Here is a 22,200-nt window from a genome sequence, read left to right as displayed (position 1 = left end):
CACGCTGCCTGGCGACCTCCTTGCCGAACGCCTGATCATCTTGTTAGCACTCTCCTTGCAAGAGTGCCAAACGTTCGAGGTGCAGAGCTGCTGGAGGTTCCGGTGGGTCGCGACTCGTCCCACTCCCCGCGCACCGCCGATCCGCTGCGGATCGCGCTGGTCGCTCCCCCCTACTTCGACGTCCCGCCCAGCGCCTACGGCGGCGTCGAGGCCGTGGTGGCCGACCTGGCCGACGCGCTGGTGGCGCGCGGTCACCGGGTCACCCTCGTCGGCGCGGGCCGTGACGGCACCGCCGCCCGGTTCGTCCCCGTGTGGGACCGCACCGTCCCCGAACGGCTGGGTGAGCCGTTCCCCGAGGTGATGCACGCGCTGGCCACCCGCCGCGCGGTCGAGGACCTGATCCGCACCGAGGGTCTGGACGTGGTGCACGACCACACCCTGTCCGGCCCGCTCAACGCCGCCGGCTACGCCGCGGCGGGCGTGCCCACCGTGGTCACCGTGCACGGCCCGGTCGACGACGACCTGGGCAGGCTCTACCGGGGCCTCGGCCAGGACGTGCACCTGGTCGCGATCAGCGACCGGCAGCGCGAGCTGGCCCCGGACCTGAACTGGACCGCCACCGTGCACAACGCGCTGCGCCTGGCCGACTGGCCCTTCCAGCGGCAGAAGGAGGACTACGCGCTGTTCCTGGGCCGGTTCCACCCGCAGAAGGCGCCGCACCTGGCGCTGGAGGCCGCGCACGCCGCCGGCCTGCCGCTGGTGCTGGCGGGCAAGTGCGCCGAGCCGATCGAGAAGGAGTACTTCGAGCGCGAGGTGCGCCCCCGGCTCACCGAGCGCGACCACGTCTTCGGCGTCGCCGACGCCACCGCCAAGCGCGAGCTGCTGCGCAAGGCGCGCTGCCTGCTGTTCCCGATCCGCTGGGAGGAGCCGTTCGGCATGGTCATGATCGAGGCCATGGCGTGCGGCACCCCGGTGGTGGCGCTGCGGGCGGGCGCGGTGCCCGAGGTCGTCGCGCACGGGGTCACCGGCCTGGTCTGCGACGACCCCGGCGAGCTGCCCCGGGCGCTGGCGGACGTGCGCGACCTGGACCCGGACGCCTGCCGGGCGCACGTGGCCGCGCACTTCGACGTGGACAACCTGGCGGCGGGCTACGAGGCCGCGTTCCGCAAGGCCGTGCAGGCGCACCGGATGTCCCCGGCGGGCAGCCTGGACCTGCTGCGCCGCGACTACGCCGCGCTGGACTCGGCGCTGGACGACACGGCACTGGACCACACCGGGCTGGACCACACCGGGCTGGAGGCCGCGTCTGGAGACCGGGCATGAGCGCGCCGGAGCCGTTCAACGCGGGCGAGCCCGCGCTGGCCGCGGACGCGGGCGGCACGGTCACCCTGGTCGAGGGCAGCACGTTCTGCCTGTCCGCGAGCACCGGCGACATCCAGCCGGGCAGCACCCACGGGTTCTACTTCCGCGACGCCCGGCTGCTCTCGCGCTGGGAGCTGCGGGTGGACGGGCACGCCCCGCACCCGCTGTCGGTGACCGGGCCGGAGGCGTTCGCCGCCCGGTTCGTGCTGCGCAGGCCGCCCAAGGGCGGCCTGGCCGACAGCACCCTGCTGGTGGTGCGGGAGCGCCTGGTCGGCGACGGCCTGCGGGAGACCATCACGCTGGACAACCTCGGCCGCGAGGCCACCGCGGTGACCCTGGTGCTGCACGTGGACGGCGATTTCGCCGACCTGTTCGCGGTCAAGGAGGGCCGGGTGGGCGGCTCGTCGGCGGAGGCCACCGCGGCGGGCTCGGACCTGCTGCTGCGCGACCGGGGCGACGCCGCGCGCGGCCTGGTGGTCTCCGCCACCGGCGACCCGCTGGTGGCGCCGGGCGCGCTGAGCTGGCGGGTGGTGGTGCCCGCGCGCGGGCGCTGGTCGACCGAGATCATCGCCTCGCCGAGGGTGGCCGACCGCCGGGTGGAGCCGCAGTTCCGCCGGGGCGAGCGGGTGGAGAGCAGCGGCCCGGCGCGCAAGATCAAGGCGTGGCGGCGGGCCAGCACCACCGTCGCGGCCGACGACCCGGCGCTGACCGCGGTGCTCCGGCGCACCGAGAGCGACCTGGGGGCGTTGCAGATCCACGACCCCAGCCGGGGCGGGCGCCCGTTCGTCGCGGCGGGCGCGCCGTGGTTCATGACCCTGTTCGGCCGGGACAGCCTGCTCACCGCGTGGATGACGCTGCCGCTGGACGTGGGCCTGGCGCTGGGCACGCTGCAGACGCTGGCCGAGGCGCAGGGCCGCACCACCGACCCGCTGACCGAGGAGGAGCCCGGCCGCATCCTGCACGAGCTGCGGCTGGGCCCGGACAGCGGCCGGGTGCTGGGCGGCAACCACTACTACGGCACCGCCGACGCCACCCCGCTGTTCGTCGCGCTGCTGGCCGAGTGCCTGCGGTGGGGCGCGGACGCCGACGCCGTGCGGGCGCTGCTGCCCGCCGCCGACGCCGCGCTGGCCTGGGTGGACCGGCACGGCGACCGGGACGGCGACGGGTTCGTGGAGTACCAGCGCGCCACCGACCGGGGCCTGCTCAACCAGGGCTGGAAGGACAGCTTCGACGGCATCAACCATGCCGACGGGCGGCTGGCCACCGGACCCATCGCGCTGTGCGAGGTGCAGGGCTACGTCTACGCCGCGCGGCTGGCCCGCGCCGAGCTGGCCGAGACCTTCGACGACCCGGCGACCGCGGCCCGCCAGCGCGAGCTGGCCGCGCGGCTGCGCGAGCGGTTCGCCGAGGCGTTCTGGCTGCCCGAGCGCGGCTGGTACGCCGTGGCCCTGGACGGCGGCAAGGCCAAGGTGGACGCGCTGACCAGCAACGCCGCCCACGCGCTGTGGTCGGGCATCGCGCTGGACGAGCACGCCGCGGTGCTGGTGGAGCGGCTGGCCGACGCGAGCATGGACAGCGGCTACGGGCTGCGCACGCTGAGCGCGGAGATGGGCGCGTACAACCCGATGAGCTACCACAACGGCTCGATCTGGCCGCACGACACGGCCATCGCCGTGGCGGGCCTGCTGCGCTACGCCCACCTGCCCGGCGCGGTGGAGCTGGCCGAGCGGCTGGCGGGCGGTCTGCTCGACGCGGCGGGCGCGTTCGGCGGGCGGCTGCCGGAGCTGTTCTGCGGGTTCGCCCGCGACCGGTTCTCCCCGCCGGTGCCCTACCCCACCTCGTGCTCGCCGCAGGCGTGGGCCAGCGCCGCGCCGCTGCTGCTGGTGCGCGCGTTCCTGGGGCTGGAGCCGGACGTGCCCCGGCGGGAGGTGGCGCTGCGCCCGCACGTGCCCGCGCGCTGGGGTTCGCTGCGGCTGTCCGAGCTGCGGCTGGGGCAGGTGGTGGTGGACGTCTCGGCGCGGGGGACCGACGCGGAGCTGCGCGGCCTGCCCGACTCGTGGCGGGCGCGGGTGGGCTGAGCCGCGCCCGGCGGCGTCGGGTGGTAGTTACCGGCCCGCGCGAGCGGGCCGGGTGGTACTCGCCCGCGTCAGGAGCGGAGGAGCTCGTCGATCTCGTGGGGCTTCATGGGCTTGGCGAAGAACCAGCCCTGACCGGTGTCGCAGCCGATCCGGTGCAGGCGCTTGGCCTGCGCCGGGGTCTCCACGCCCTCGGCGGTGACGCCCAGCCGCAGCGCGTGGGCGAGCTGGACCAGGGTGGACACGATCTGCGCGTCCACCGGGTCCTCCTCGTCCGCCGCGCGCAGGCCCTCCATGAACGAGCCCGCGATCTTCAGCTCGTGCACCGGCAGGTGCTTGAGGTAGGCCAGGTTCGAGTAGCCGGTGCCGAAGTCGTCGATGGCGATGCGCACGCCCATCTCCGACAGCGCCCGCAGCGCCTCCAGCGGCTCGTCGGCGGTGCCCATGATGGCGCTCTCGGTCAGCTCCAGCTGCAGGTGGTGCGGGGGCAGGCCGGACTCGTCGAGGATGCGCTTGACGTCGCGCACCAGCTCCGGGTCGCGGGACTGCCGCACGGCCAGGTTCACGCTGACGAACGGCGCGGCGTCGCCGAACTCGTCCAGCCAGCGCCGCCCCTGCTCGCAGGCCCGGCGCAGCACCCACCGGCCCAGCGGCACGATCAGCCCGGTCTCCTCGGCCAGCTCGATGAACCGGTCCGGGGCGAGCCTGCCGAACTCCGGGTGCTGCCAGCGCACCAGCGCCTCGACGCCGACCACGGTGGCGTCCTCCAGCCGCACCAGCGGCTGGTAGTCCACGTAGAACTCGTCGCGCTCCAGCGCCGCGGGCATGGTCGCGGACAGCGTGAAGCGGGCGACCTCCTTGGCGTTGCGCTCCGGGTTGTACAGCGCCCAGCGGGACTTGCCGTCCGCCTTGGCCCAGTACAGCGTGATGTCCGCGTCGCGCATCAGGTCCGCCGCCGTGGTGCCGGACAGCTCCCGCTCCACGATGCCGATCGACGCCGACACGGTCAGCTCGTGCCCGCCGATGCGGATCGGCGACTCCAGCTCGCGCAGCACCCGGTCGGCGACCTCCACGATGTCGCGGGTGCCCGACGAGCCCTCCACCAGGATCACGAACTCGTCGCCGCCCATGCGCGCGACCAGCTTGCCCTCGCCGGAGACCGAGTGGTCCAGCCTGCGGCCCACCTCCACCAGCAGCTGGTCGCCGGTGTCGTGGCCGAGGCTGTCGTTGATCACCTTGAACCCGTCCAGGTCCAGGTAGCACAGGCCCGCCCGGCGGCGCTGCTTGTTGTTGAACACCCGGCCGAGCCGCTCCAGGAACAGCGCCCGGTTGGGCAGGCCGGTCAGCGGGTCGTGCAGCGCCTGGTAGCGCAGCCGGTTCTGCAGCAGGTGCCGGTCGGTGACGTCCTCGATCATCGCCACCTGGTACTGCGGCTCGCCGTGGTCGTCGCGCACCAGCGACAGCGTCAGGTGCGTCCACACCTGCTCGCCGTCGGCCCGGCGGAACCGCTTCTCCGCCCGGTAGTGGTCGCACTCGCCTGCGGTGAGCTGGTCGTAGAGCCGCCAGGCCGCGCCGCCGTCCTCCGGGTGCATCAGGTCGCGGATGTTGTACTGGCGCATCTCCTCGACGCTGAACCCGAGCATGTCCTGCAACGCCTGGTTCACGTCCAGGATGCGGCCCTCGATGTCGGCGATGCCGATGCCGATCGCGGCCTCGGTGAACATCGCCCGGAACCGCGCCTCGCTGGCCCGCAGCGCCGCCTCGGCCTGGTCGCGGGCGTCCAGCACGGCCGCCCGGATGGCCTCCTGCTCGGCCAGCGTGCGCTCGCGCAGCGCCCGCGCGTAGCCGGCGGACAGCGCGCCCTGCAACGCGGCCAGCCGGGAGCGCATCAGCTCGTCGGCGGGGATGCCCAGCGCGGCCAGCAGGTCGTCGCCCAGCAGCTGCACGGTGCGGCCCAGCGTGTCGGTGCCGGTGAAGTGCGCCTCCACCAGGCGGGCGCCGATCTCGTAGCCGGGGGCGGTGCGGAACGGGTTGGCGTGCAGCGCCCGCACCAGCACCTCGGTCAGCGCCCGCAGGTGCTCGGCGACTTCCGCCCTGGTCATCGGGACGTAGCTGCTGCCGATGACGGCCGTGGCCCACGTGCGCGCGAAGGACTCCGCCCCGGCCAGCAGGGTCGGGTCGAAGTTCGATCGTCCTGCCGCCACCCGGTGGTCAACCTGTTCCGTCATGTCCGCCGGCCTACCGCCACGAACCGAGAGGATACGACCGGTCGCCGCGCGCAGTCGACCATCAGGACTTCCGCCCCACGCCGCCGAAGCCCAGGAAGTGGGCGGCGTTGTCGTCGAGGTCGTCGGGCGAGTCCGGCCGCCACAGCGGCAGCCGGGCCACCCCCGGCTCGACCAGCTCGAAGCCGTCGAACAGCGCCTCCACCTCGTGCCGCGTGCGGTAGGCCAGCCGGGTGACGCCGCGGTCGTACTCGCCGCGGGCCTCGTCCCAGGCCGGGTCCCACTCGCCCTCCTCGTAGCCCGCGTGCGACATGGCCAGGTAGCTGCCCGGTGGCACGGCGTCGCGGTAGGCGGCGACCATGCCGTGCGGGTCCTGATCGTCGGGCATGAAGTGCAGCAGGGCGACCATCAGCACGCCCACCGGCCGGTCGAAGTCGAGCAGCTCGGCCACCTCGGGCGACTTGAGCACCGACGGCACGTCGCGCACGTCCGTCTGCAGCACGTTGACCAGCGGGTTCCCGGCGAGGATGGCGCGGCTGTGGGCGACCGCCACGGCGTCGACGTCGACGTAGACCACGCGCGCGGCCGGGTCCACCGACTGGGCGATCTCGTGCACGTTGCCCACGGTCGGGATGCCCGAGCCCAGGTCGAGGAACTGCCGCACGCCCTGGCCGAGCAGGTAGCGCACCGCGCGGCGCAGGAAAGCGCGGTGGTTGAGCACCACGTCGCGCACGATCGGCGCGTCCGCGAGGACCTTGTTGGCTACCGCGCGGTCGGCCGCGAAGTTGTGCGCCCCGCCGAGCCAGTAGTCGTAGACCCGCGCGATGCTCGGACGCTCCAGGTCGATGTCGCCCGGTGCCCAGTTCGGCCGCTCGTCCACTTGGCTCTCCCGACTCGCGCGGTCGCGTGACCCACACATCATGGGCCAACCCGGTGAGTTAGCACACCGCTGTGTTGCTACCAGGTGCGTTTCGGTGACCGCCGCGTCGTGCACCCGGAAGAATGCCGCCCTTGTGGACTACCTGTGGATCGTGGGCGCGGTGGTGGTAGCGGCGGCGTTCGCGCTGCTGGTGGTGCAACAGCGGCGCGGGCAGAGCCTACTGCTGCCCGCCCTGGTGGGGTCGGTGGGGGCGTTCGTGCTGGTGGCGGGCTGGTTGTTCGTCCTGGACCCCGGCACCACGAAGAACGAGGCCATCAAGACCGGCGGTCTGGCGGGCGGCTCGGTGGTGGCGCTGTACGCGCTGTGGCTCAACGACCGGCGGCGGCGCACCGACGAGGCGCGGCAGGACATCGAGGTCAAGCGGCAGCAGTTGGAGGACGCGCGGGCGGAGCACGACCGGTCGCGGGTGGCCCACGAGAGATTCGCCCGTTCGGTGGAACTGCTGGGGCACGAGGCGGAACAGGTCCGGGTGGGCGCGATGCACGCGCTGGCGGGCCTGGCGCGGTCGCGCGAGGAGTACGCGCAGACCGTGCTCGACGTGCTGTGCGCCTACCTGCGGCGGCCGTTCGGGCCGTCCGGCGAGGACGGCCCGGCCCCGGTGGACGAGCGGGTGGACGAGCGGGAGCTGGAGGTCCGGCTGACCGCCCAGCGGCTGGTCGCCGACCTGCTGCCGCGCGCCGACCAGGCCGACGCCCCCGTCTACAACCTGGACCTGACCAGGGCTTACCTGAGCTTCTTCGACCTGTCCCACCGGCAGGTCGGCAACCTGGTGCTGCGCGCGGCGCGGCTGCACGAGTCGAACTCGTTCCACCACGTCGTGGTGCGCGGCGGCGCGTGGTTCACCGACGCCTACAGCCACGGCAAGATCCACCTGCACGACGCGGTGTTCCACGGCAAGGCGTGGTTCAGCCGGTTCCGCTGCCGCAGGCGCGCGGACTTCTCCCGGACCCGCTTCCTCGGCCCGCACAAGTTCGCGGGCGTGGAGTTCCGGGAGGCCACCACGTTCGAGAACTGCGTTTTCACCCAGCCGATCGATTTCAGCGAGGCCCGCTTCCTCGGGGGTGTCGACCTGCGGCCCGCCACGCCCACCATCGCCCGCACCCACGCCATGTACGTGGCGACCGACGAGGAGAACCTGCTGCCCGAGGGCTGGGTGGTCGACCGGCGCGACGACGGCACCGGCCTGGTGAGGAGCTGACGTGCGGGGACGGTGGCTGCTGGCGGTCAGCGTGCTCGCCGCGGTGCTGGTGACCGCGGCGACCACGGCGGTGCTGCTGCTGGTGGAGCCGAAGCTGTCCAAGGCCGAGGCGGTCAAGACCGGCGGGCTGGCCGGGGGCTCGGTGGTGGCGCTGTACGCGCTGTGGCTCAACGACCGCCGCCGCCGCACCGAGGAGGCCCGGCACGAGCTGGAGAGCGACAAGGTCGCCGACGAGCGGTTCGCGCGCGCCGTGGAGCTGCTGGGCGACGAGGCCGACCAGGTTCGGGTCGGCGCGCTGCACGCGCTGGCCAGCCTGGCCCGCACCACCCCGCGCTACAAGCAGACCGTGCTCGACGTGCTGTGCGCCTACCTGCGCCGACCGTTCTCGCACCCGAGCTACGCGAAGGAGGCCGCCGACCCCGCGCGGTCGGACGGGGAGCACGTCGGGGAGGAGGACCGCGAGCGCCAGGTGCGGCTGACCGCGCAGCGGCTGATCTCCGACCTGCTGCCGTGGGGCCGCGACCCCGACCCCAACCGCTACCACCTGGACCTGACCGGCGCGAGCGTGGAGTACCTGCGCCTGGAGGGCCGCCGGGTGGGCAGGCTGGTCGCCCGGCGCACCCGGTTCTACGGCATCACCGCGTTCGCCGAGGTCGACCTGTCCAAGCCCGCGCTGTTCACCGGCGCGCGGTTCCACGGCCGGGTGGCCCTGCGCGAGGGGAGGTTCACCGGCGGGATCTCCTTCGAGAGCGCGGAGTTCCACCACGAGGTCGACTTCAGCGGGGCCGAGGTGGGCGCGTTCCTCGACCTCAACACCACCCCGCCGGAGCGCCGGGTCGGGGAGCTGGCGGTGCTGCCGGAGACGAACGTGAAGGGGCCGAGGACGGGGTGGGCGCTGATCACACGCTGAGCGTTGGACAGCGCGGTGGGGCGAGCGGAGGCTGGAGCCCACGGCACTACCAACGGAGGTAACCACACATGCGGACTCGCCGAATCGGAGGAGTCGAGGTCAGCGCCATCGGCCTGGGCGCGATGCCGATGTCGCTGGACGGACGCCCCGACCGCGAGCAGTCGATCGGCACCATCCGGGCGGCGGTGGAGGCGGGCGTCACCCTGATCGACACCGCCGACGCCTACTCGGCCGACGACCGGGACTTCGGGCACAACGAGGAGCTGGTCGCCGAGGCGCTGCGCGGGCTGGACGCGCGGGTCATGGTCGCCACCAAGGGCGGCCACACCCGCACCCCCGGCGGCGGCTGGGGCCTCAACGGCCGCCCCGACTACCTGAAGTCGGCGTGCGAGGCGTCGCTGCGCAGGCTGGGGGTGGAGGCCATCGACCTCTACCAGTTCCACCGGCCCGACCCGGACGTGCCGATCGCCGAGTCCGTCGGCGCGCTGGCCGAGCTGCTGGACGAGGGCAAGATCAAGCTGGCGGGCGTGTCCAACTTCGACCCCGCGCAGATCAGGGAGGCCAACGAGGTGCTCGGCGGGCGCCTGGCCTCGGTGCAGAACCAGTTCTCCCCGGCCTTCCGCTCCAGCGAGCCGGAGCTGGAGCTGTGCGCCGAGCTGGACATCGCGTTCCTGCCGTGGAGCCCGCTGGGCGGCATGGGCGCGGCGGGCGAGCTGGGCTCGCGGTTCACCGCGTTCGCCGAGGTGGGCCGGGAGCGCGGGATCAGCCCGCAGCGGGTCTGCCTGGCGTGGATGCTCGCCAAGGCCCCGCAGGTCGTGCCGATCCCCGGCGCTTCGCGGGCCGCGAGCATCACCGACTCCGCCTCGGCGGCCGAGGTGGAGTTGACCAAGGAAGAGCTGGACCGCCTGGACGGGTGACGCCCCCCGGATGCGGCGGCGGCGGAAAGACCGGACGCTCTAGACCGGGAGTACCAGCGCCGCCGACCGAACGGGGAGTCGATGACCTCGCACACCCGTCCGCGTTCGCGGTCCGCCCGCACGGGCGGGCCGCTGCGCGAGGTCCGGCACTCCCGACCACGAGGGGGTGGGCCGTGTCGCGGCCCACCCCCTCGTCGCGTGCGCGGCCACCAAGGGGGACTTCACCTGCTCGATGGCCACCCGTGCCCGGTCGCCATTGCTCCGTCCTCGTGACCAATTAACACGAACCCTGGCCATCTCGTTAGGAATGCAGCACACTGCTGCCTCGAGTCACCCCCCTGCACTGGCTCGACCCGAGGAGTCGCACGATGAGAACGCTCTTTCGCTGCGCCGCCCTGGTGGTCGCGACCACCACCACCGCCCTGCTCACCGCGGTCGTCCCGGCCCACGCGGGCCTCGAAGAGGACCACCCGATGGGCTCGCAGATCGCCAAGCACGAGGGGCACGGCGACCAGCGCATCGCCATCGACACCGACCCCGACGCCCAGGCCGCGGTCTACGGCATCGACGTCAGCGGCCACCAGGGCAACGTCGACTGGGCCGCCCAGTGGCACGCGGGCAAGCGGTTCGCCTACGTCAAGGCCACCGAGGGCACCGGCTACACCAACCCGTACTTCGCCCAGCAGTACAACGGGTCCTACAACATCGGCATGATCCGCGGCGCCTACCACTTCGCGCTGCCCGACCGCTCCGGGGGCGCGGCCCAGGCCAACTACTTCGTCGACAACGGCGGCGGCTGGTCCGGCGACGGCAAGACGCTGCCCGGCGCGCTGGACGTGGAGTACAACCCGTACGGCAGCACCTGCTACGGCCTGTCCGCGTCGGCGATGACCGGATGGATACTCGCGTTCAGCGACACCTACCACGCGCGCACCGGGCGCTGGCCGGTCATCTACACCTCCACCACCTGGTGGAACCAGTGCGTCAACGGCGACTTCAGCAGCACCAACCCGCTGTGGGTCGCCCGCTACGCCTCCACCGTCGGCACGCTGCCCCGAGGGTGGAGCGTCTACACGATCTGGCAGTACTCGTCCACGCCCATCGACCAGAACGAGTTCAACGGGGCCTACGACCGGCTCCAGGCACTGGCCAACGGCTGATCCGACGGCGAAGGGGCTCCCCGGCGCATCCGCGCCGAGGAGCCCCTTTGCCGTCAGTCGGACGGCGTCAGTCGAACAGCGTCAGTCGAACAGGGCCGGGAGGGTGCCCTCCCAGGCGGCGCGCAGCTCGTCCAGGCCCAGCTCGCCCAGCCCCTGGATCTCCAGGGCCTTCGACTCCGGGTCCACCACGCCCACCTTGCGCCACGGCAGGCCGCGCGCGGTGCACATGTCGGTGAACCGCAGCTCCTCGGTGCGCGGCACGGCCACCAGCACCCGGCCCGCGGACTCGCTGAACAGCTCGGTGAACAGGTCGCCCTCCAGGAAGACCCGCGCCCCGGTCTCGCCGATCAGGCAGGCCTCCACCAGCGCCTGCGCCAGACCGCCCTCGGACAGGTCGTGCGCGGCGGACAGCATCCCGTCCCGCGAACCCGCCACCAGGATCTCGCCCAGCAGCTTCTCCCGCGCCAGGTCCACCTTCGGCGGCAGCCCGCCCAGGTGGCCGTGCACGTGGTGGGCCCACTCCGAGCCGCCGAACTCCTCGCGCGTCTCGCCCAGCAGCAGCAGCGTCTCGCCCGCCTCGGCGCCGATCCCGGTCGGGATGCGCCGCCGCACGTCGTCGATCACGCCCAGCACGCCCACCACCGGCGTCGGCAGGATCGCCGTCGAGCCGGTCTGGTTGTAGAAGCTGACGTTGCCGCCGGTGACCGGGATGCCCAGCTCCGCGCAGCCGTCCGCGAGGCCCTTCACGGCCTGCTCGAACTGCCACATCACCGCCGGGTCCTCGGGCGAGCCGAAGTTCAGGCAGTTGGTCACCGCGACCGGCGTCGCGCCCGAGGTGGCCACGTTCCGGTACGCCTCGGCCAGCGCCAGCTGCGCGCCCGCGTACGGGTCCAGCCTGGTGTAGCGGCCGTTGCAGTCGGTGGCCAGCGCCACGCCGCGCTGGGTCGACTCGTCGATCCGGATCATGCCCGAGTCCGACGGCTGCGCCAGCACCGTGCCGCCGCGCACGTACCGGTCGTACTGCTGGGTGACCCAGCGGCGCGAGGCCAGGTTCGGCGACGCGGCCATGGTCTTGACCAGCTCCAGCAGCTCTTCCCTGGCGGGCCGGGGCAGCGCGTCCGGGGTGTTGGCCTGCAGCTGGTCCTGGTCGGCGGGCCGCTGGACGGGCCGCTGGTAGACCGGACCCTCGTGCGCCACGGTGCGCGGCGGCACGTCCACCACGACCTCGTCGTGCCAGGTGATGACCAGCCGGTCGCCCTCGGTCACCTCGCCGATCTCGGTGGCGATGACGTCCCACTTGGCGCAGACCGCCATGAAGGCGTCCACGTCCTCCGGCCGCACCACCGCGCACATGCGCTCCTGCGACTCGCTGGAGAGCACCTCGGCGGGCGTCATGCCGGTGGCGCGCAGCGGCACCCGGTCCAGCCACACCCGCATGCCGCCGTCACCGGCGCTGGCCAGCTCGCTGGTCGCGCAGGACAGGCCCGCGCCGCCCAGGTCCTGGATGCCCACCACGAGGCCGGACCCGAACAGCTCCAGCGAGCACTCGATCAGCACCTTCTCGGTGAACGGGTCGCCCACCTGCACGCTGGGCAGCTTCTTGCGCTTGCCCGCGCTGTCGTCGAAGGTCTCGCTGGCCAGCACCGACACGCCGCCGATGCCGTCCAAGCCGGTGCGCGCGCCGTAGAGGATGACCTTGTTGCCCGCGCCCGAGGCGTGCGCCAGGTGCAGGTCCTCCACCCGCATCGCGCCCACGCACAGGGCGTTGACCAGCGGGTTGCCCGCGTAGGACGGGTCGAAGACGACCTCGCCGCCGATGTTGGGCAGGCCGAGGCAGTTGCCGTAGCCGCCGACGCCGGCCACGATGCCCGGCAGCACCCGGCGGGTGTCCGGCGCGTCGGCCGGGCCGAACCGCAGCGGGTCCATCACGGCCAGCGGACGCGCGCCCATCGCCAGGATGTCGCGCACGATGCCGCCGACACCGGTCGCCGCGCCCTGGTAGGGCTCGACGTAGGACGGGTGGTTGTGGCTCTCCACCTTGAAGGTGACCGCCCAGCCGTCGCCGATGTCCACCACGCCCGCGTTCTCACCGATGCCCGCGAGCATCTTCTCGCGCATCTCGTCGGTGGTGGTCTCGCCGAAGTACTTCAGGTGCACCTTGGACGACTTGTAGGAGCAGTGCTCGCTCCACATCACCGAGTACATGGCCAGCTCGGCGTCCGTGGGCCTGCGGCCCAGGATCTCCCGGATGCGGGCGTACTCGTCGTCCTTCAGGCCCAGCTCGCGGTAGGGCTGCTCGACCTCGGGCGTGGCCTCGGCGTTCTTGACGGTGTCGACCTGGTTCACGCGCTCACCACCGCGTCCAGCAGGGACAGGAAGATGCCGAGGCCGTCGTCGCTGGGCCCGGTCAGGGCGTCGATGGCGTGCTCGGGGTGCGGCATGAGCCCGACCACCCGGCCGTTGGCGCTGGTGATGCCCGCGATGTCGTTGCGCGAGCCGTTGGGGTTGCCGCCCGCGTAGCGGAACACCACCCGGCCCTCGCCCTCCAGCTCGTCCAGGGTGGCCTGGTCGGCCTGGTAGCCGCCCTCACCGGACTTGAGCGGCACCAGGATCTCCGCGCCCTCGTCGTAGCGCGTGGTCCACGCGGTCTCGTTGTTCTCGACCTTGAGCCACTGGTCGCGGCACACGAAGTGCAGCTTGTCGTTGCGGGTCAGCGCGCCGGGCAGCAGGTGCGCCTCGCACAGGATCTGGAAGCCGTTGCAGATGCCCAGCACCGGCATCCCCCGCTTGGCCGCCTCCACGACCTCGCCCATGACCGGCGCGAACCGGGCGATGGCGCCCGCGCGCAGGTAGTCGCCGTAGGAGAAGCCGCCGGGCACGACGACCGCGTCCACGCCCTTGAGGTCGGCGTCGGCGTGCCAGAGGGCGACCGCCTCACCGCCCGCGTAGGCCACCGCGCGCGACGCGTCGACGTCGTCGAGCGTGCCGGGGAAGGTGATGACCCCGACCCTCATGCCTCCACCCGCCGAACCACCCAGTCCTCGATGACCGGGTTGGCGAGGAAGTTCTCCGCGATCTTGGCGAGCGTGGCGTCGTCGACGTCGTCGGCGACCTCCAGCTCGAAGTGCTTGCCCTGGCGGACGCTGGTGACACCGGCAAAGCCGAGGCGGGGCAGCGCGTTGGCCACCGCCTGTCCTTGCGGGTCGAGGATCTCGGGCTTCGGCATGACGTCGACGACGACTCGGGCCACGACAGGCTGCTCCAAGGTAGGAGGGCTGGCGGTACTGCCGAAGCCTACCTGAGCTGGGTGTTCATCAACTTCACAGGTGTGGGGCGGCCCACGTTCACCGGAAATCACCCGATCGTGAGGAGGTGGTCCGGGGAGGGGTTTTGTTAGAGTAAGTCTTGCCAAGGCCCCGTAGGCCGAGGAAGTGGACCCAGCCAACGTCCGGACGGTCGACGGCTGGGTTTCGCGCTTTCTAGGACCAGTCGTCCAGGTCGACCACATCGGCGATCACCCGCTGAGCACGCCGCAGCCAGTCCCCTCCGGCTCCGTAGGACCACGCGACCGCGTCGGCGATCCACAGCAGTCGCTCCTGCGTGCTGACCATGTGCTCGTAGGTCATCTGCGATTCCTTCGGCAGCTTGCCCAGCGCCGTGCGAATGGTGTGCACGTCGTTGATGTCACGGTCCTCCCTGGTGTCGAGCACCAATCGCACGGCACCCGAGTCGAGCAGGTCACGGGTCAACGCCGCCAGGCACTCCTGCCGAGCGACTTCGCTGTGCTTGCCGCAGGTTCGCCGGTAGATGCGCACGCGCGCACCCTCGGCGCACAACCTCGCCATGATCAACCGCCTGCGGGCGGGCGTTTCCTTCTTGAAGTGCAGTTCGGCTTGTCCCGGCAGCAGCAGCGTGCGCAGTGCGCCGCGAAGGAGTGCCAGATCCTTCGGGTCGACGATCGCCGCGGCCAGCAAGTAGGTGCCGTTGCGGATCGACTCGTCGACAAACGCGTGGGTACTCACACGTGGTCAATCGGCACCACGCCGTTCCCCCCGAACTTGATACCCACGATCGGGCGGTGTTCACCATCGGCTGACGTGGTGGCGGGACCTCGCGACGGCCCGCAGGGCGGGGTCATGCGGACCCCGGTGCTGGGCGGGACGGTCTTCCTCGGCAAGGCGGTGGCGGTCGAGGTGCTGGCGCGCCACGGCGTCAGCCCGTGGTCGGGGCCGTAGTCGCTGCCGCTGTGGCTGCCGCTGTGGCTGCCGCGCGGCCACGCCGCGATGGGCTGAGCCCGTGTTGCGGCTCGCCCGCACGGGCGTAGAACTCCGACCATGCGGATAACGCACTTCGGGCACTCGTGCCTCCTGGTGGACACCGGCTCGGCACGCCTGCTGTTCGACCCCGGCGGGTACTCCTCCGGCTTCGAGGTGGTGGAGGAGCTGGACGCGGTGCTGGTCACCCACCAGCACCCGGACCACCTCGACCCCGAGCGCCTGCCCGCGCTGCTGGCGGCCAACCCCGGCGCGCGGCTGGTGCTCGACCACGGCTCGGCGGAGCCGCACGAGGACCTGGGCCCGCTGGTGGCGCGGCCGGGCGACGTGCTGGAGCTGGCGGGCGCGACCGTGCACGTGCTCGCCGCCGACCACGCGCCCATCCACCCGGCCGTTCCGGTGCCGCCCAACGTCGGCTACCTGGTCGACCACGGCGCGTTCTACCACCCCGGCGACTCGCTGGCCGTGCCCGAGCAGCGAATCAACGTGCTGGGCCTGCCCGCCGCCGGGCCGTGGATGAAGGTGTCGGAGGGCGCGGACTTCCTCGCGGCGGTCGGCCCGCGCGTGGCCATCCCCATCCACGAGGCCGTGCTGGCGGTGCCGGAGCTGCACTACCGCGTGCTGGCGGGCACCGCGCCGGAGGGCGTGGAGTTCAGGGTGCTGCCGCGCGGTGAGTCGATCGAGCTGTGACCGCAAGCAGCAGGCGGTAGGTGGTGGGCTCGGCGGCGTGCGCCAGCGCCAGGTCGACCGCGTCCAGGACCGCCTGCCGGGGGCCGAGGCGGTCCAGGTCGGCGGCGTCGACCGCGACCCGGACCAGCGCGCCCCGGCGCAGCGCCCGCCGCACGCCCAGCAGGTACCGCCAGTGGTCGCCGCCGACCCGGCGCACCCGCCCCGGCAGCACCCCGCCGGTGCGCAGGTCGCGCACGCCCGCCGCGTCCGCGCACAGCGCGAACCGGTGCCGGGCCAGCGCCACCAGCGCGCCCGCCGAGACCGCCCAGCCGGGCGGCGCGAACAGGTCGGTCGCCAGGCCGAGCCGGGCGAACGCCGCCCGCGCCGCGATCAGCCGCAACCCGGCCTCGTGCGCGGGCAGCGCGGCGAACTCGGCCCGCCTGCGCGGTGAGAACGGGTCGGCCCGCAGGTCGCTGCCGTGCTGGACCAGCGCGTCGCCTGCGCGCAGCCGCAGCCGCACCCAGTCCAGCGCCTCCCCCTCCACCGCCCGGCGCGGCGCCAGCAGCAGCGACAGCGGCACCGACCGGCGGTCCAGGTCGGCGGCCAGCTCGACGCACCGGGCGAGCGTGCTCGGCCCGATGCCGGACAGCGAGACCACGAGGCGCGCAGCCATGCCACCAGTGCGCCGCACCGCGGTGTCGTCGAGCTGACGGCCAGGTGGCTCCCCGGTGCGGACCTGGCGAATTCCCTAGGCGATCCAGTCCGCGAACGACAGGCCGGTGATCCGCTCGTACGCCTCGACGTAGCGCGCCCTGGTCGCGGCCACCACGTCGTCGGGCAGCGGCGGGGGCGGGGTGTCGCCCGCGCGGTCCCAGCCGGAGGCGGGCGAGGTCAGCCAGTCGCGCACGAACTGCTTGTCGAACGACGGCTGCACGTGCCCGGCCCGGTAGCCCTCGGCGGGCCAGTAGCGGGACGAGTCCGGCGTGAGCACCTCGTCGCCCAGCACCAGCTCGCCGTCCGGGCCAAGGCCGAACTCGAACTTGGTGTCGGCCAGGATCACCCCGCGCGACCGGGCGAACTCGCGCCCCGCCGAGTACACCCGCAGCGTGGCCTCGCGCAGCGCGGCGGCCAGCTCCTCGCCGACCTGCGCCTGGACGTGCTCGAAGCTGACGTTCTCGTCGTGCGCGCCGATCTCCGCCTTGGTGGCGGGGGTGAAGATCGGGGACTCCAGCTCGGACGCCTCCACCAGGCCCTCGGGCAGCCGGACCCCGCACACCGCCCCGGTCTCCCGGTACTCGGCCATGCCCGACCCGGTCAGGTAGCCGCGCGCGACGCACTCCACCGGCAGCATCTCCAGCCGCCGCACCAGCAGCGCCCGCCCCCGCACCGACGCCGGGATGCGCGGGTCGTCCCAGGCCACCAGGTGGTTGGGCACCAGGTCGGCGAACCGCTCGAACCAGAACACGCTCATCGCGGTGAGCACCCGCCCCTTGTCCGGGATGGGCGTGCTCAGCACGTGGTCGTAGGCGGAGATCCGGTCCGACGCCACGAACAGCAGCAGGTCGTCGTCGACCGCGTGGACCGAGCGGACCTTGCCGGTGGCGACCACGGGGTAATCAGCGAGCTCAGGCACGCGCGCAGCCTACTTGTCCCAGCTCATGGGCACGGCTCGCCGCCCGGGGCAAGATTGCGCCATGCGTTCCGCCGCTCTGATCCTCACCGCCACCGCGTTCGCCGCCAGCGCCTGCGCGCCCGCGGACCAGCCCCAGCAGCCCGCGCCGAACCAGGTCGACGGCGCCGCGTGCACCAAGGCGGAGCTGAAGACCCTGCAGCCGGGCAAGCTCACCTTCGGCACCGACCAGCCCGTGTACGAGCCGTGGTTCGTGGACGACGACCCGTCCAACGGCAAGGGCTTCGAGTCCGCCGTGGCCTACGCGGTGGCCGGGGAACTGGGCTACGCCAAGGAAGACGTGACGTGGACGCGCGTGCCGTTCAACGCCGCCATCCAGCCCGGCCGGAAGTCCTACGACCTCGACCTCAACGAGTTCTCCATCACCGAGGAGCGCAAGCAGGCGGTCGACTTCTCCGCGCCCTACTACGACGTGGGCCAGGCGGTGGTCACCCTGGCCTCGTCCAAGGCGGCGACCGCGACCACGCTGGCCGACCTGCGCAAGGTCAAGGTCGGCGCCCAGGTGGGCACCACCAGCTACAACGCCGCGCAGCGGCTGCAGCCCGAGCAGCCCGTGGCGGTCTACAACACCAACGACGACGCCAAGGCCGCGCTGCGGGCGGGCCAGGTCGACGCGCTGGTGGTGGACCTGCCGACGGCGTTCTTCATCACCTCCGCCGAGCTGGAGGGCGGCAAGATCGTCGGCCAGATCCCGCCCGGCGACGGCAAGCCCGAGCAGTTCGGCATCGTGCTGGACAAGGGCAGCCCGCTCACCGGCTGCGTGTCGCTGGCGGTCACCCGGCTCAAGGAGAACGGCAAGCTCGCCGAGCTGGAGCGGGAGTGGCTGGCGGGCGCGGGCACCGCGCCCGAGCTGAAGTGACCGGGGTGGTCCGCGCCGGAGTGGTCAGCGAGCTGCACCGGGAACGGCTGGCCTACCGGCGTTCCCGATCCCGGCGGTCCACCGCGATCGCCCTGGTCTCCACGGTCGTCTTCGCCGCGCTGGTGTGGGTGGCGGTCACCGGCTCACCCGGCTGGCCGCGCGTGCGCCAGTCGTTCTTCGACCCCGCGACGGCGTGGCGCGCGCTGCCCGCCGTGCTGGACGGGCTGTGGCTCAACCTGCGCGTGCTGGTGGTGTGCGAAGTCCTGATCCTGGTGCTCGCGGTGGGCGTGGCGGCGCTGCGCACGCTGCGCGGACCGGTGTGGTTCCCGGTGCGGGCGCTGGCCACCGGCTACGTCGACCTGTTCCGCGGCCTGCCGCTGATCATCCTGCTGTACCTGGTCGGCTTCGGCCTGCCCGGCCTGCGGCTGACCGGCGTGCCCAACGACCCGGTGGTGCTCGGCGGCATCGCGCTGGTGCTGACCTACACCGCGTACGTGGCCGAGGTGTTCCGCGCGGGCATCGAGTCGGTGCACCCCTCCCAGGTGGCCGCGGCGCGGTCGCTGGGCCTGGGCTACCGCAAGACCATGCGGCTGGTGGTGCTGCCGCAGGCGGTGCGGCGCGTGCTGCCCGCGCTGCTCAACGACTTCGTGGCGCTGCAGAAGGACTGCGGGCTGATCTCGGTGCTGGGCGCGGTGGACGCGGTGCGGGCGGCGCAGATCCAGCAGGCGCAGTCGTTCAACTTCACCCCGTACGTGGTCGCCGCGCTGCTGTTCGTGCTGCTGGCGATCCCGTCGGGCAGGCTCGCCGACGCGCTGTCGCGGCGGGTCGCCGACCGGCAGGGGGCGCGATGAGCGAGCCGGTGCTCAGCGTGCGCGGACTGGTCAAGCGCTACGGCGAGCGGACCGTGCTGGACGGCGTGGACCTGGACGTGCGCGAGCACGAGGTGGTCGTGCTGATCGGGTCGTCGGGCTCGGGCAAGTCGACCCTGCTGCGCTGCGTGGACCTGCTGGAGGAGCTGGACGACGGGCAGGTGCTGCTCGACGGCCGGGACGTGTCCGACCCGCGCGTGGACGCCGACGTGGCGCGGCGCGCGATGGGCGTGGTGTTCCAGGCGTTCAACCTGTTCCCGCACATGAGCGTGCTGGACAACGTGACGCTCGCCTCGCGCGTGGTGCACGGCGTGCCGCGCGAGCAGGCCGAGCGGCGGGCGCGCGAACTGCTGACCAGGGTGGGGCTGGCCGAGCACGCGACGGCCTACCCGGACCGGCTCTCCGGCGGGCAGCAGCAGCGGGTGGCCATCGCGCGGGCGCTGGCGCACGAACCGAGGCTGCTGCTGCTCGACGAGATCACCAGCGCGCTCGACCCCGAACTGGTCGGCGAGGTGCTGGCGCTGGTCAGGGAGCTGGCCGGGCAGGGGCGGACCATCCTGATGGCCACCCACGAGATGGGCTTCGCCCGGCAGGTGGCCGACCGGGTGTGCTTCCTGGACGGCGGCAAGCTGGTGGAGTCCGGGCCGCCGGAGCAGGTGCTGGGCGACCCGGTGCACGAGCGGACGCGGCAGTTCCTGCGGCGGGTCATCGACGCCGGGAGGCTGTAGGGGCGGGAGCTGCGGGTGGCGGTCGGGCGCTTGGGTATCCGGGGTGCGGCGCTTACTCTGCACCCCGTGGTCGAACGGAAGGCGCTCTGGACCCCCGCCGCCAGCGGCGGGCTGCTCGTGCTGCTCCTGGCCACCGCGTGCGGCGGCCCCGAGGCGTCGCCCGCACCGCCCCCCGCGCCCAGCACCACGACCGTCACGACGACGGTCAGCGCGCCCGTTCCCCCGGTGGAGAACATCTCGGTGCGGCCCGCTCCGACCACGCCGCCACCCACCGTCGCGGGCACCACCGCGCCCCCGCCCCCGGCGGCGACCAACCAACCGCCGCCCGTCCAGCCCGCGCCCGCGCAGCCGACCGCCGTCGAGCCGCCGCCCCCGTCGACCCAGCCCACGCGGGGGCAGGTCGCCATCGAGGGCTTCCCGTGCAAGCAGCAGGGGGACACCGCGACCGACCCGGCCGGTCGGCCGCTGGTGTGCCAGGAGTCCCGCCTCGGCCGCCTCCGCTGGGCCCGCGCCTGACCCCACCCCCGCGAGTCGAACGCTCAGGACCCCTGAGTTCGTCACTCAGGACCTCTGACTTCGTCGTCGAGAGCTGAAAAGCGCGCTCGCCGCGCGGCAGGTCGCCAAGGATGGCGACTCACGGCGGCTCCCGGCGGCTCCCGGCGGGTCCGCTCCGCGCCCCTGGTGCGTCGGCAAGTACTACCCGAGGGGCGCGCGGGGGCCGGTAACTACTACCCGAGGGGCGGCGGAAGCGCGGCGCGGGACGCGGAAGTGCGACTTGGGTGCGCGAATGTTGAGTTCGTGGTGTCTGGAGGTTCGACTCGCGGGGGCGACACGCCCAACACGCCCGCAACCAGGTGACACCGGAGGCGGGCGTGGTGGGGGTCAGAGGATGGGGGCGGGGGTGTAGGTGGCGGCGGTGGGGTGGTGGGTGAGGAGGTCCTCGACCTCGGCGATGACGGCGGCGACCTGGTCGGCGGCGACGCCGGTGAAGGACAGGCGGTCGGCGAGGAGGGCGTCCAGGGCGGCGCGGTCCAGCGGGATGCGCGGGTCGGCGGCCAGGCGGTCCAGCAGGTCGTTCTCGGCCAGGCCCTGCTCGCGCATGGCCAGCGCCACGGCCACCGCGTGCTCCTTGATCGCCTCGTGCGCGGTCTCCCGCCCCACCCCGGCCCGCACGGCCGCCATCAGCACCTTCGTGGTGGCCAGGAACGGCAGGTACCGGTCCAGCTCGCGGGCCACCACGGCCGGGTAGGCGCCGAACTCGTCCAGCACCGTCAGGAACGTCTCCAGCAGCCCGTCCAGCGCGAAGAACGCGTCCGGCAGCGCGACCCGGCGCACCACCGAGCAGGACACGTCGCCCTCGTTCCACTGGTCGCCCGCCAGCTCGCCGACCATCGACAGGTAGCCGCGCAGGATCACCGCGAAGCCGTTGACCCGCTCGCAGGACCGGGTGTTCATCTTGTGCGGCATGGCGCTGGACCCCACCTGGCCGGGCTGGAAGCCCTCGGTGACCAGCTCGTGCCCGGCCATCAGCCGGATGGTCCTGGCCAGCGACGACGGCGCGGCGGCCAGCTGCACCAGGGCGGAGAGCACGTCGAAGTCCAGCGACCTGGGGTAGACCTGCCCGACGCTGGTGAGCACCTTCTCGAAGCCGAGGTGCCCGGCCACGCGGTGCTCCAGCTCGACCAGCTTGGCCCGGTCGCCGCCCAGCAGGTCCAGCATGTCCTGGGCGGTGCCCACCGGCCCCTTGACGCCGCGCAGCGGGTAGCGCGCGATCAGCTCGTCGACCCGGCGGAACGCCACCAGCAGCTCGTCGGCCGCGGTGGCGAAGCGCTTGCCCAGGGTGGTGGCCTGCGCGGCCACGTTGTGCGAGCGGCCCGCCATCACCAGGTCGGTGTGCTCGGCGGCCAGCCTGGCCAGCCGCGCCAGCACCGCCGCCGCCTTGCCGCGCACGTGCTCCAGCGAGCGCAGCACCTGCAGCTGCTCCACGTTCTCGGTCAGGTCGCGCGAGGTCATGCCCTTGTGCACGTGCTCGTGCCCGGCCAGCGCGTTGAACTCCTCGATGCGCGCCTTCACGTCGTGCCGGGTCACCCGCTCGCGCTCGGCGATCGAGGCCAGGTCGACCCGCTCCAGCACCCGCTCGTAGTCGGCGACGGCCCCCTCGGGCACGTCCACGCCCAGCTCGGCCTGCGCGCGCAGCACCGCCAGCCACAGCTGGCGCTCCAGCACGATCTTGTGCTCGGCCGACCACAGCGTGACCAGCTCGGTGGAGGCGTAGCGACCTGCGAGGACGTTGGCGATGCGGGGCTTGCTCACCGGGTCAGGAT

21 protein-coding genes are annotated in these 22,200 nt (G+C 73.1%); 12 read left to right on the top strand and 9 right to left on the bottom strand.

Annotated features, from left to right (window positions below):
• The first annotated feature begins 102 nt into the window (after nucleotides 1-102).
• Both IEZ00_RS31540 and IEZ00_RS31535 read left to right on the top strand, forming a co-directional pair.
• Nucleotides 103-1,323, top strand: coding sequence for a glycosyltransferase family 4 protein (locus IEZ00_RS31540; RefSeq protein ID WP_229796283.1), 1,221 nt, complete (start codon nucleotides 103-105; stop codon nucleotides 1,321-1,323).
• Complete coding sequence (locus tag IEZ00_RS31535; RefSeq protein WP_189227017.1) at nucleotides 1,320-3,440, top strand: amylo-alpha-1,6-glucosidase; 2,121 nt, start codon at nucleotides 1,320-1,322, stop codon at nucleotides 3,438-3,440. The genes IEZ00_RS31540 and IEZ00_RS31535 overlap by 4 nt, the downstream gene beginning before the upstream one ends.
• A gap of 68 nt (nucleotides 3,441-3,508) precedes the next feature.
• On the opposite strand, the gene IEZ00_RS31530 is transcribed toward IEZ00_RS31535, so the two are convergent.
• Both IEZ00_RS31530 and IEZ00_RS31525 read right to left on the bottom strand, forming a co-directional pair.
• On the bottom strand, nucleotides 3,509-5,665 hold the full coding sequence (locus IEZ00_RS31530; RefSeq protein WP_189227016.1) for a putative bifunctional diguanylate cyclase/phosphodiesterase: 2,157 nt from the start codon (nucleotides 5,663-5,665) through the stop codon (nucleotides 3,509-3,511).
• A 61-nt stretch (nucleotides 5,666-5,726) separates the two neighbouring features.
• A complete protein-coding gene (locus IEZ00_RS31525; protein ID WP_229796282.1) occupies nucleotides 5,727-6,542 on the bottom strand; it encodes an SAM-dependent methyltransferase in 816 nt (271 codons plus the stop codon).
• Nucleotides 6,543-6,636: 94 nt separating this feature from the next.
• Here IEZ00_RS31525 and IEZ00_RS31520 point away from each other — a divergent pair, with 94 nt between their 5' ends.
• The 4 genes from IEZ00_RS31520 (at nucleotide 6,637) to IEZ00_RS31505 (ending at nucleotide 10,787) form a co-directional block, all read left to right on the top strand.
• Nucleotides 6,637-7,800 carry a pentapeptide repeat-containing protein gene (locus IEZ00_RS31520; protein WP_229796281.1) on the top strand — a complete coding sequence of 388 codons (1,164 nt, stop codon included), beginning with the start codon at nucleotides 6,637-6,639 and terminating at the stop codon, nucleotides 7,798-7,800.
• Nucleotide 7,801: 1 nt separating this feature from the next.
• Nucleotides 7,802-8,710 (top strand): pentapeptide repeat-containing protein, encoded by a 909-nt coding sequence (locus tag IEZ00_RS31515; RefSeq protein ID WP_189227013.1) that lies wholly within the window; start codon nucleotides 7,802-7,804, stop codon nucleotides 8,708-8,710.
• 68 nt (nucleotides 8,711-8,778) lie between these two features.
• Nucleotides 8,779-9,627 carry an aldo/keto reductase gene (locus tag IEZ00_RS31510; protein WP_189227012.1) on the top strand — a complete coding sequence of 283 codons (849 nt, stop codon included), beginning with the start codon at nucleotides 8,779-8,781 and terminating at the stop codon, nucleotides 9,625-9,627.
• Nucleotides 9,628-9,995: 368 nt separating this feature from the next.
• On the top strand, nucleotides 9,996-10,787 hold the full coding sequence (locus tag IEZ00_RS31505) for a lysozyme (protein WP_189227011.1): 792 nt from the start codon (nucleotides 9,996-9,998) through the stop codon (nucleotides 10,785-10,787).
• An 81-nt stretch (nucleotides 10,788-10,868) separates the two neighbouring features.
• Here IEZ00_RS31505 and purL read toward each other — a convergent pair whose 3' ends face one another.
• From purL to IEZ00_RS31485, 4 genes are all read right to left on the bottom strand, one after another.
• Nucleotides 10,869-13,133 (bottom strand): phosphoribosylformylglycinamidine synthase subunit PurL, encoded by a 2,265-nt coding sequence (gene purL / locus IEZ00_RS31500; protein ID WP_189227010.1) that lies wholly within the window; start codon nucleotides 13,131-13,133, stop codon nucleotides 10,869-10,871.
• A complete protein-coding gene (gene purQ / locus IEZ00_RS31495; RefSeq protein ID WP_189227009.1) occupies nucleotides 13,130-13,801 on the bottom strand; it encodes a phosphoribosylformylglycinamidine synthase subunit PurQ in 672 nt (223 codons plus the stop codon). Before purQ ends, purL begins: the two co-directional genes overlap by 4 nt.
• Nucleotides 13,798-14,037: a phosphoribosylformylglycinamidine synthase subunit PurS gene (gene purS, locus IEZ00_RS31490; RefSeq protein ID WP_189227008.1), complete on the bottom strand. Its 240-nt coding sequence runs from the start codon at nucleotides 14,035-14,037 to the stop codon at nucleotides 13,798-13,800. Before purS ends, purQ begins: the two co-directional genes overlap by 4 nt.
• Nucleotides 14,038-14,266: 229 nt before the next feature.
• Nucleotides 14,267-14,761, bottom strand: coding sequence for a hypothetical protein (locus tag IEZ00_RS31485; protein WP_229796280.1), 495 nt, complete (start codon nucleotides 14,759-14,761; stop codon nucleotides 14,267-14,269).
• A gap of 123 nt (nucleotides 14,762-14,884) precedes the next feature.
• Here IEZ00_RS31485 and IEZ00_RS31480 point away from each other — a divergent pair, with 123 nt between their 5' ends.
• Together IEZ00_RS31480 and IEZ00_RS31475 are read left to right on the top strand one after the other, a co-directional pair.
• Nucleotides 14,885-15,022: a hypothetical protein gene (locus IEZ00_RS31480; RefSeq protein WP_189227006.1), complete on the top strand. Its 138-nt coding sequence runs from the start codon at nucleotides 14,885-14,887 to the stop codon at nucleotides 15,020-15,022.
• 99 nt (nucleotides 15,023-15,121) lie between these two features.
• On the top strand, nucleotides 15,122-15,751 hold the full coding sequence (locus IEZ00_RS31475) for an MBL fold metallo-hydrolase (protein WP_189227005.1): 630 nt from the start codon (nucleotides 15,122-15,124) through the stop codon (nucleotides 15,749-15,751).
• Here IEZ00_RS31475 and IEZ00_RS31470 read toward each other — a convergent pair.
• Both IEZ00_RS31470 and IEZ00_RS31465 read right to left on the bottom strand, forming a co-directional pair.
• Entirely contained in the window at nucleotides 15,714-16,403 is a 690-nt protein-coding gene (locus IEZ00_RS31470) for a DUF2334 domain-containing protein (RefSeq protein WP_189227004.1), read from the bottom strand. The two genes, IEZ00_RS31475 and IEZ00_RS31470, sit on opposite strands and share 38 nt — an antisense overlap.
• A 75-nt stretch (nucleotides 16,404-16,478) precedes the next feature.
• Nucleotides 16,479-17,363, bottom strand: a complete 885-nt coding sequence (locus IEZ00_RS31465) for a phosphoribosylaminoimidazolesuccinocarboxamide synthase (RefSeq protein ID WP_189227003.1) — start codon at nucleotides 17,361-17,363, stop codon at nucleotides 16,479-16,481.
• Nucleotides 17,364-17,424: 61 nt separating this feature from the next.
• Here IEZ00_RS31465 and IEZ00_RS31460 point away from each other — a divergent pair, with 61 nt between their 5' ends.
• From IEZ00_RS31460 to IEZ00_RS31445, 4 genes are all read left to right on the top strand, one after another.
• Complete coding sequence (locus tag IEZ00_RS31460; RefSeq protein WP_189227002.1) at nucleotides 17,425-18,279, top strand: ABC transporter substrate-binding protein; 855 nt, start codon at nucleotides 17,425-17,427, stop codon at nucleotides 18,277-18,279.
• Nucleotides 18,276-19,130: an amino acid ABC transporter permease gene (locus IEZ00_RS31455; RefSeq protein ID WP_189227001.1), complete on the top strand. Its 855-nt coding sequence runs from the start codon at nucleotides 18,276-18,278 to the stop codon at nucleotides 19,128-19,130. The genes IEZ00_RS31460 and IEZ00_RS31455 overlap by 4 nt, the downstream gene beginning before the upstream one ends.
• Nucleotides 19,127-19,876, top strand: coding sequence for an amino acid ABC transporter ATP-binding protein (locus IEZ00_RS31450; RefSeq protein WP_189227000.1), 750 nt, complete (start codon nucleotides 19,127-19,129; stop codon nucleotides 19,874-19,876). Before IEZ00_RS31455 ends, IEZ00_RS31450 begins: the two co-directional genes overlap by 4 nt.
• A 66-nt stretch (nucleotides 19,877-19,942) precedes the next feature.
• Nucleotides 19,943-20,392, top strand: a complete 450-nt coding sequence (locus IEZ00_RS31445; RefSeq protein ID WP_189226999.1) for a hypothetical protein — start codon at nucleotides 19,943-19,945, stop codon at nucleotides 20,390-20,392.
• 366 nt (nucleotides 20,393-20,758) lie between these two features.
• On the opposite strand, the gene purB is transcribed toward IEZ00_RS31445, so the two are convergent.
• A complete protein-coding gene (gene purB / locus IEZ00_RS31440) occupies nucleotides 20,759-22,189 on the bottom strand; it encodes an adenylosuccinate lyase (protein WP_189226998.1) in 1,431 nt (476 codons plus the stop codon).
• Between the last annotated feature and the right edge of the window lie 11 nt (nucleotides 22,190-22,200).

Origin of the sequence: Saccharothrix coeruleofusca, assembly GCF_014648515.1 — a bacterium.
Classification (GTDB): Bacteria; Actinomycetota; Actinomycetes; order Mycobacteriales; family Pseudonocardiaceae; genus Actinosynnema; species Actinosynnema coeruleofuscum.
This window is presented reverse-complemented; position numbering and strand designations above follow the sequence as displayed.

Coding starts and splice junctions, on each gene's coding strand:
- IEZ00_RS31535 (WP_189227017.1), top strand. CDS start 1,320: ATGAGCGCGCCGGAGCCGTTCAACGCGGGCGAGCCCGCGCTGGCCGCG.
- IEZ00_RS31530 (WP_189227016.1), bottom strand. CDS start 5,665: ATGACGGAACAGGTTGACCACCGGGTGGCGGCAGGACGATCGAACTTC.
- IEZ00_RS31510 (WP_189227012.1), top strand. CDS start 8,779: ATGCGGACTCGCCGAATCGGAGGAGTCGAGGTCAGCGCCATCGGCCTG.
- IEZ00_RS31505 (WP_189227011.1), top strand. CDS start 9,996: ATGAGAACGCTCTTTCGCTGCGCCGCCCTGGTGGTCGCGACCACCACC.
- purQ (WP_189227009.1), bottom strand. CDS start 13,801: ATGAGGGTCGGGGTCATCACCTTCCCCGGCACGCTCGACGACGTCGAC.
- IEZ00_RS31475 (WP_189227005.1), top strand. CDS start 15,122: ATGCGGATAACGCACTTCGGGCACTCGTGCCTCCTGGTGGACACCGGC.
- IEZ00_RS31470 (WP_189227004.1), bottom strand. CDS start 16,403: ATGGCTGCGCGCCTCGTGGTCTCGCTGTCCGGCATCGGGCCGAGCACG.
- IEZ00_RS31460 (WP_189227002.1), top strand. CDS start 17,425: ATGCGTTCCGCCGCTCTGATCCTCACCGCCACCGCGTTCGCCGCCAGC.
- IEZ00_RS31450 (WP_189227000.1), top strand. CDS start 19,127: ATGAGCGAGCCGGTGCTCAGCGTGCGCGGACTGGTCAAGCGCTACGGC.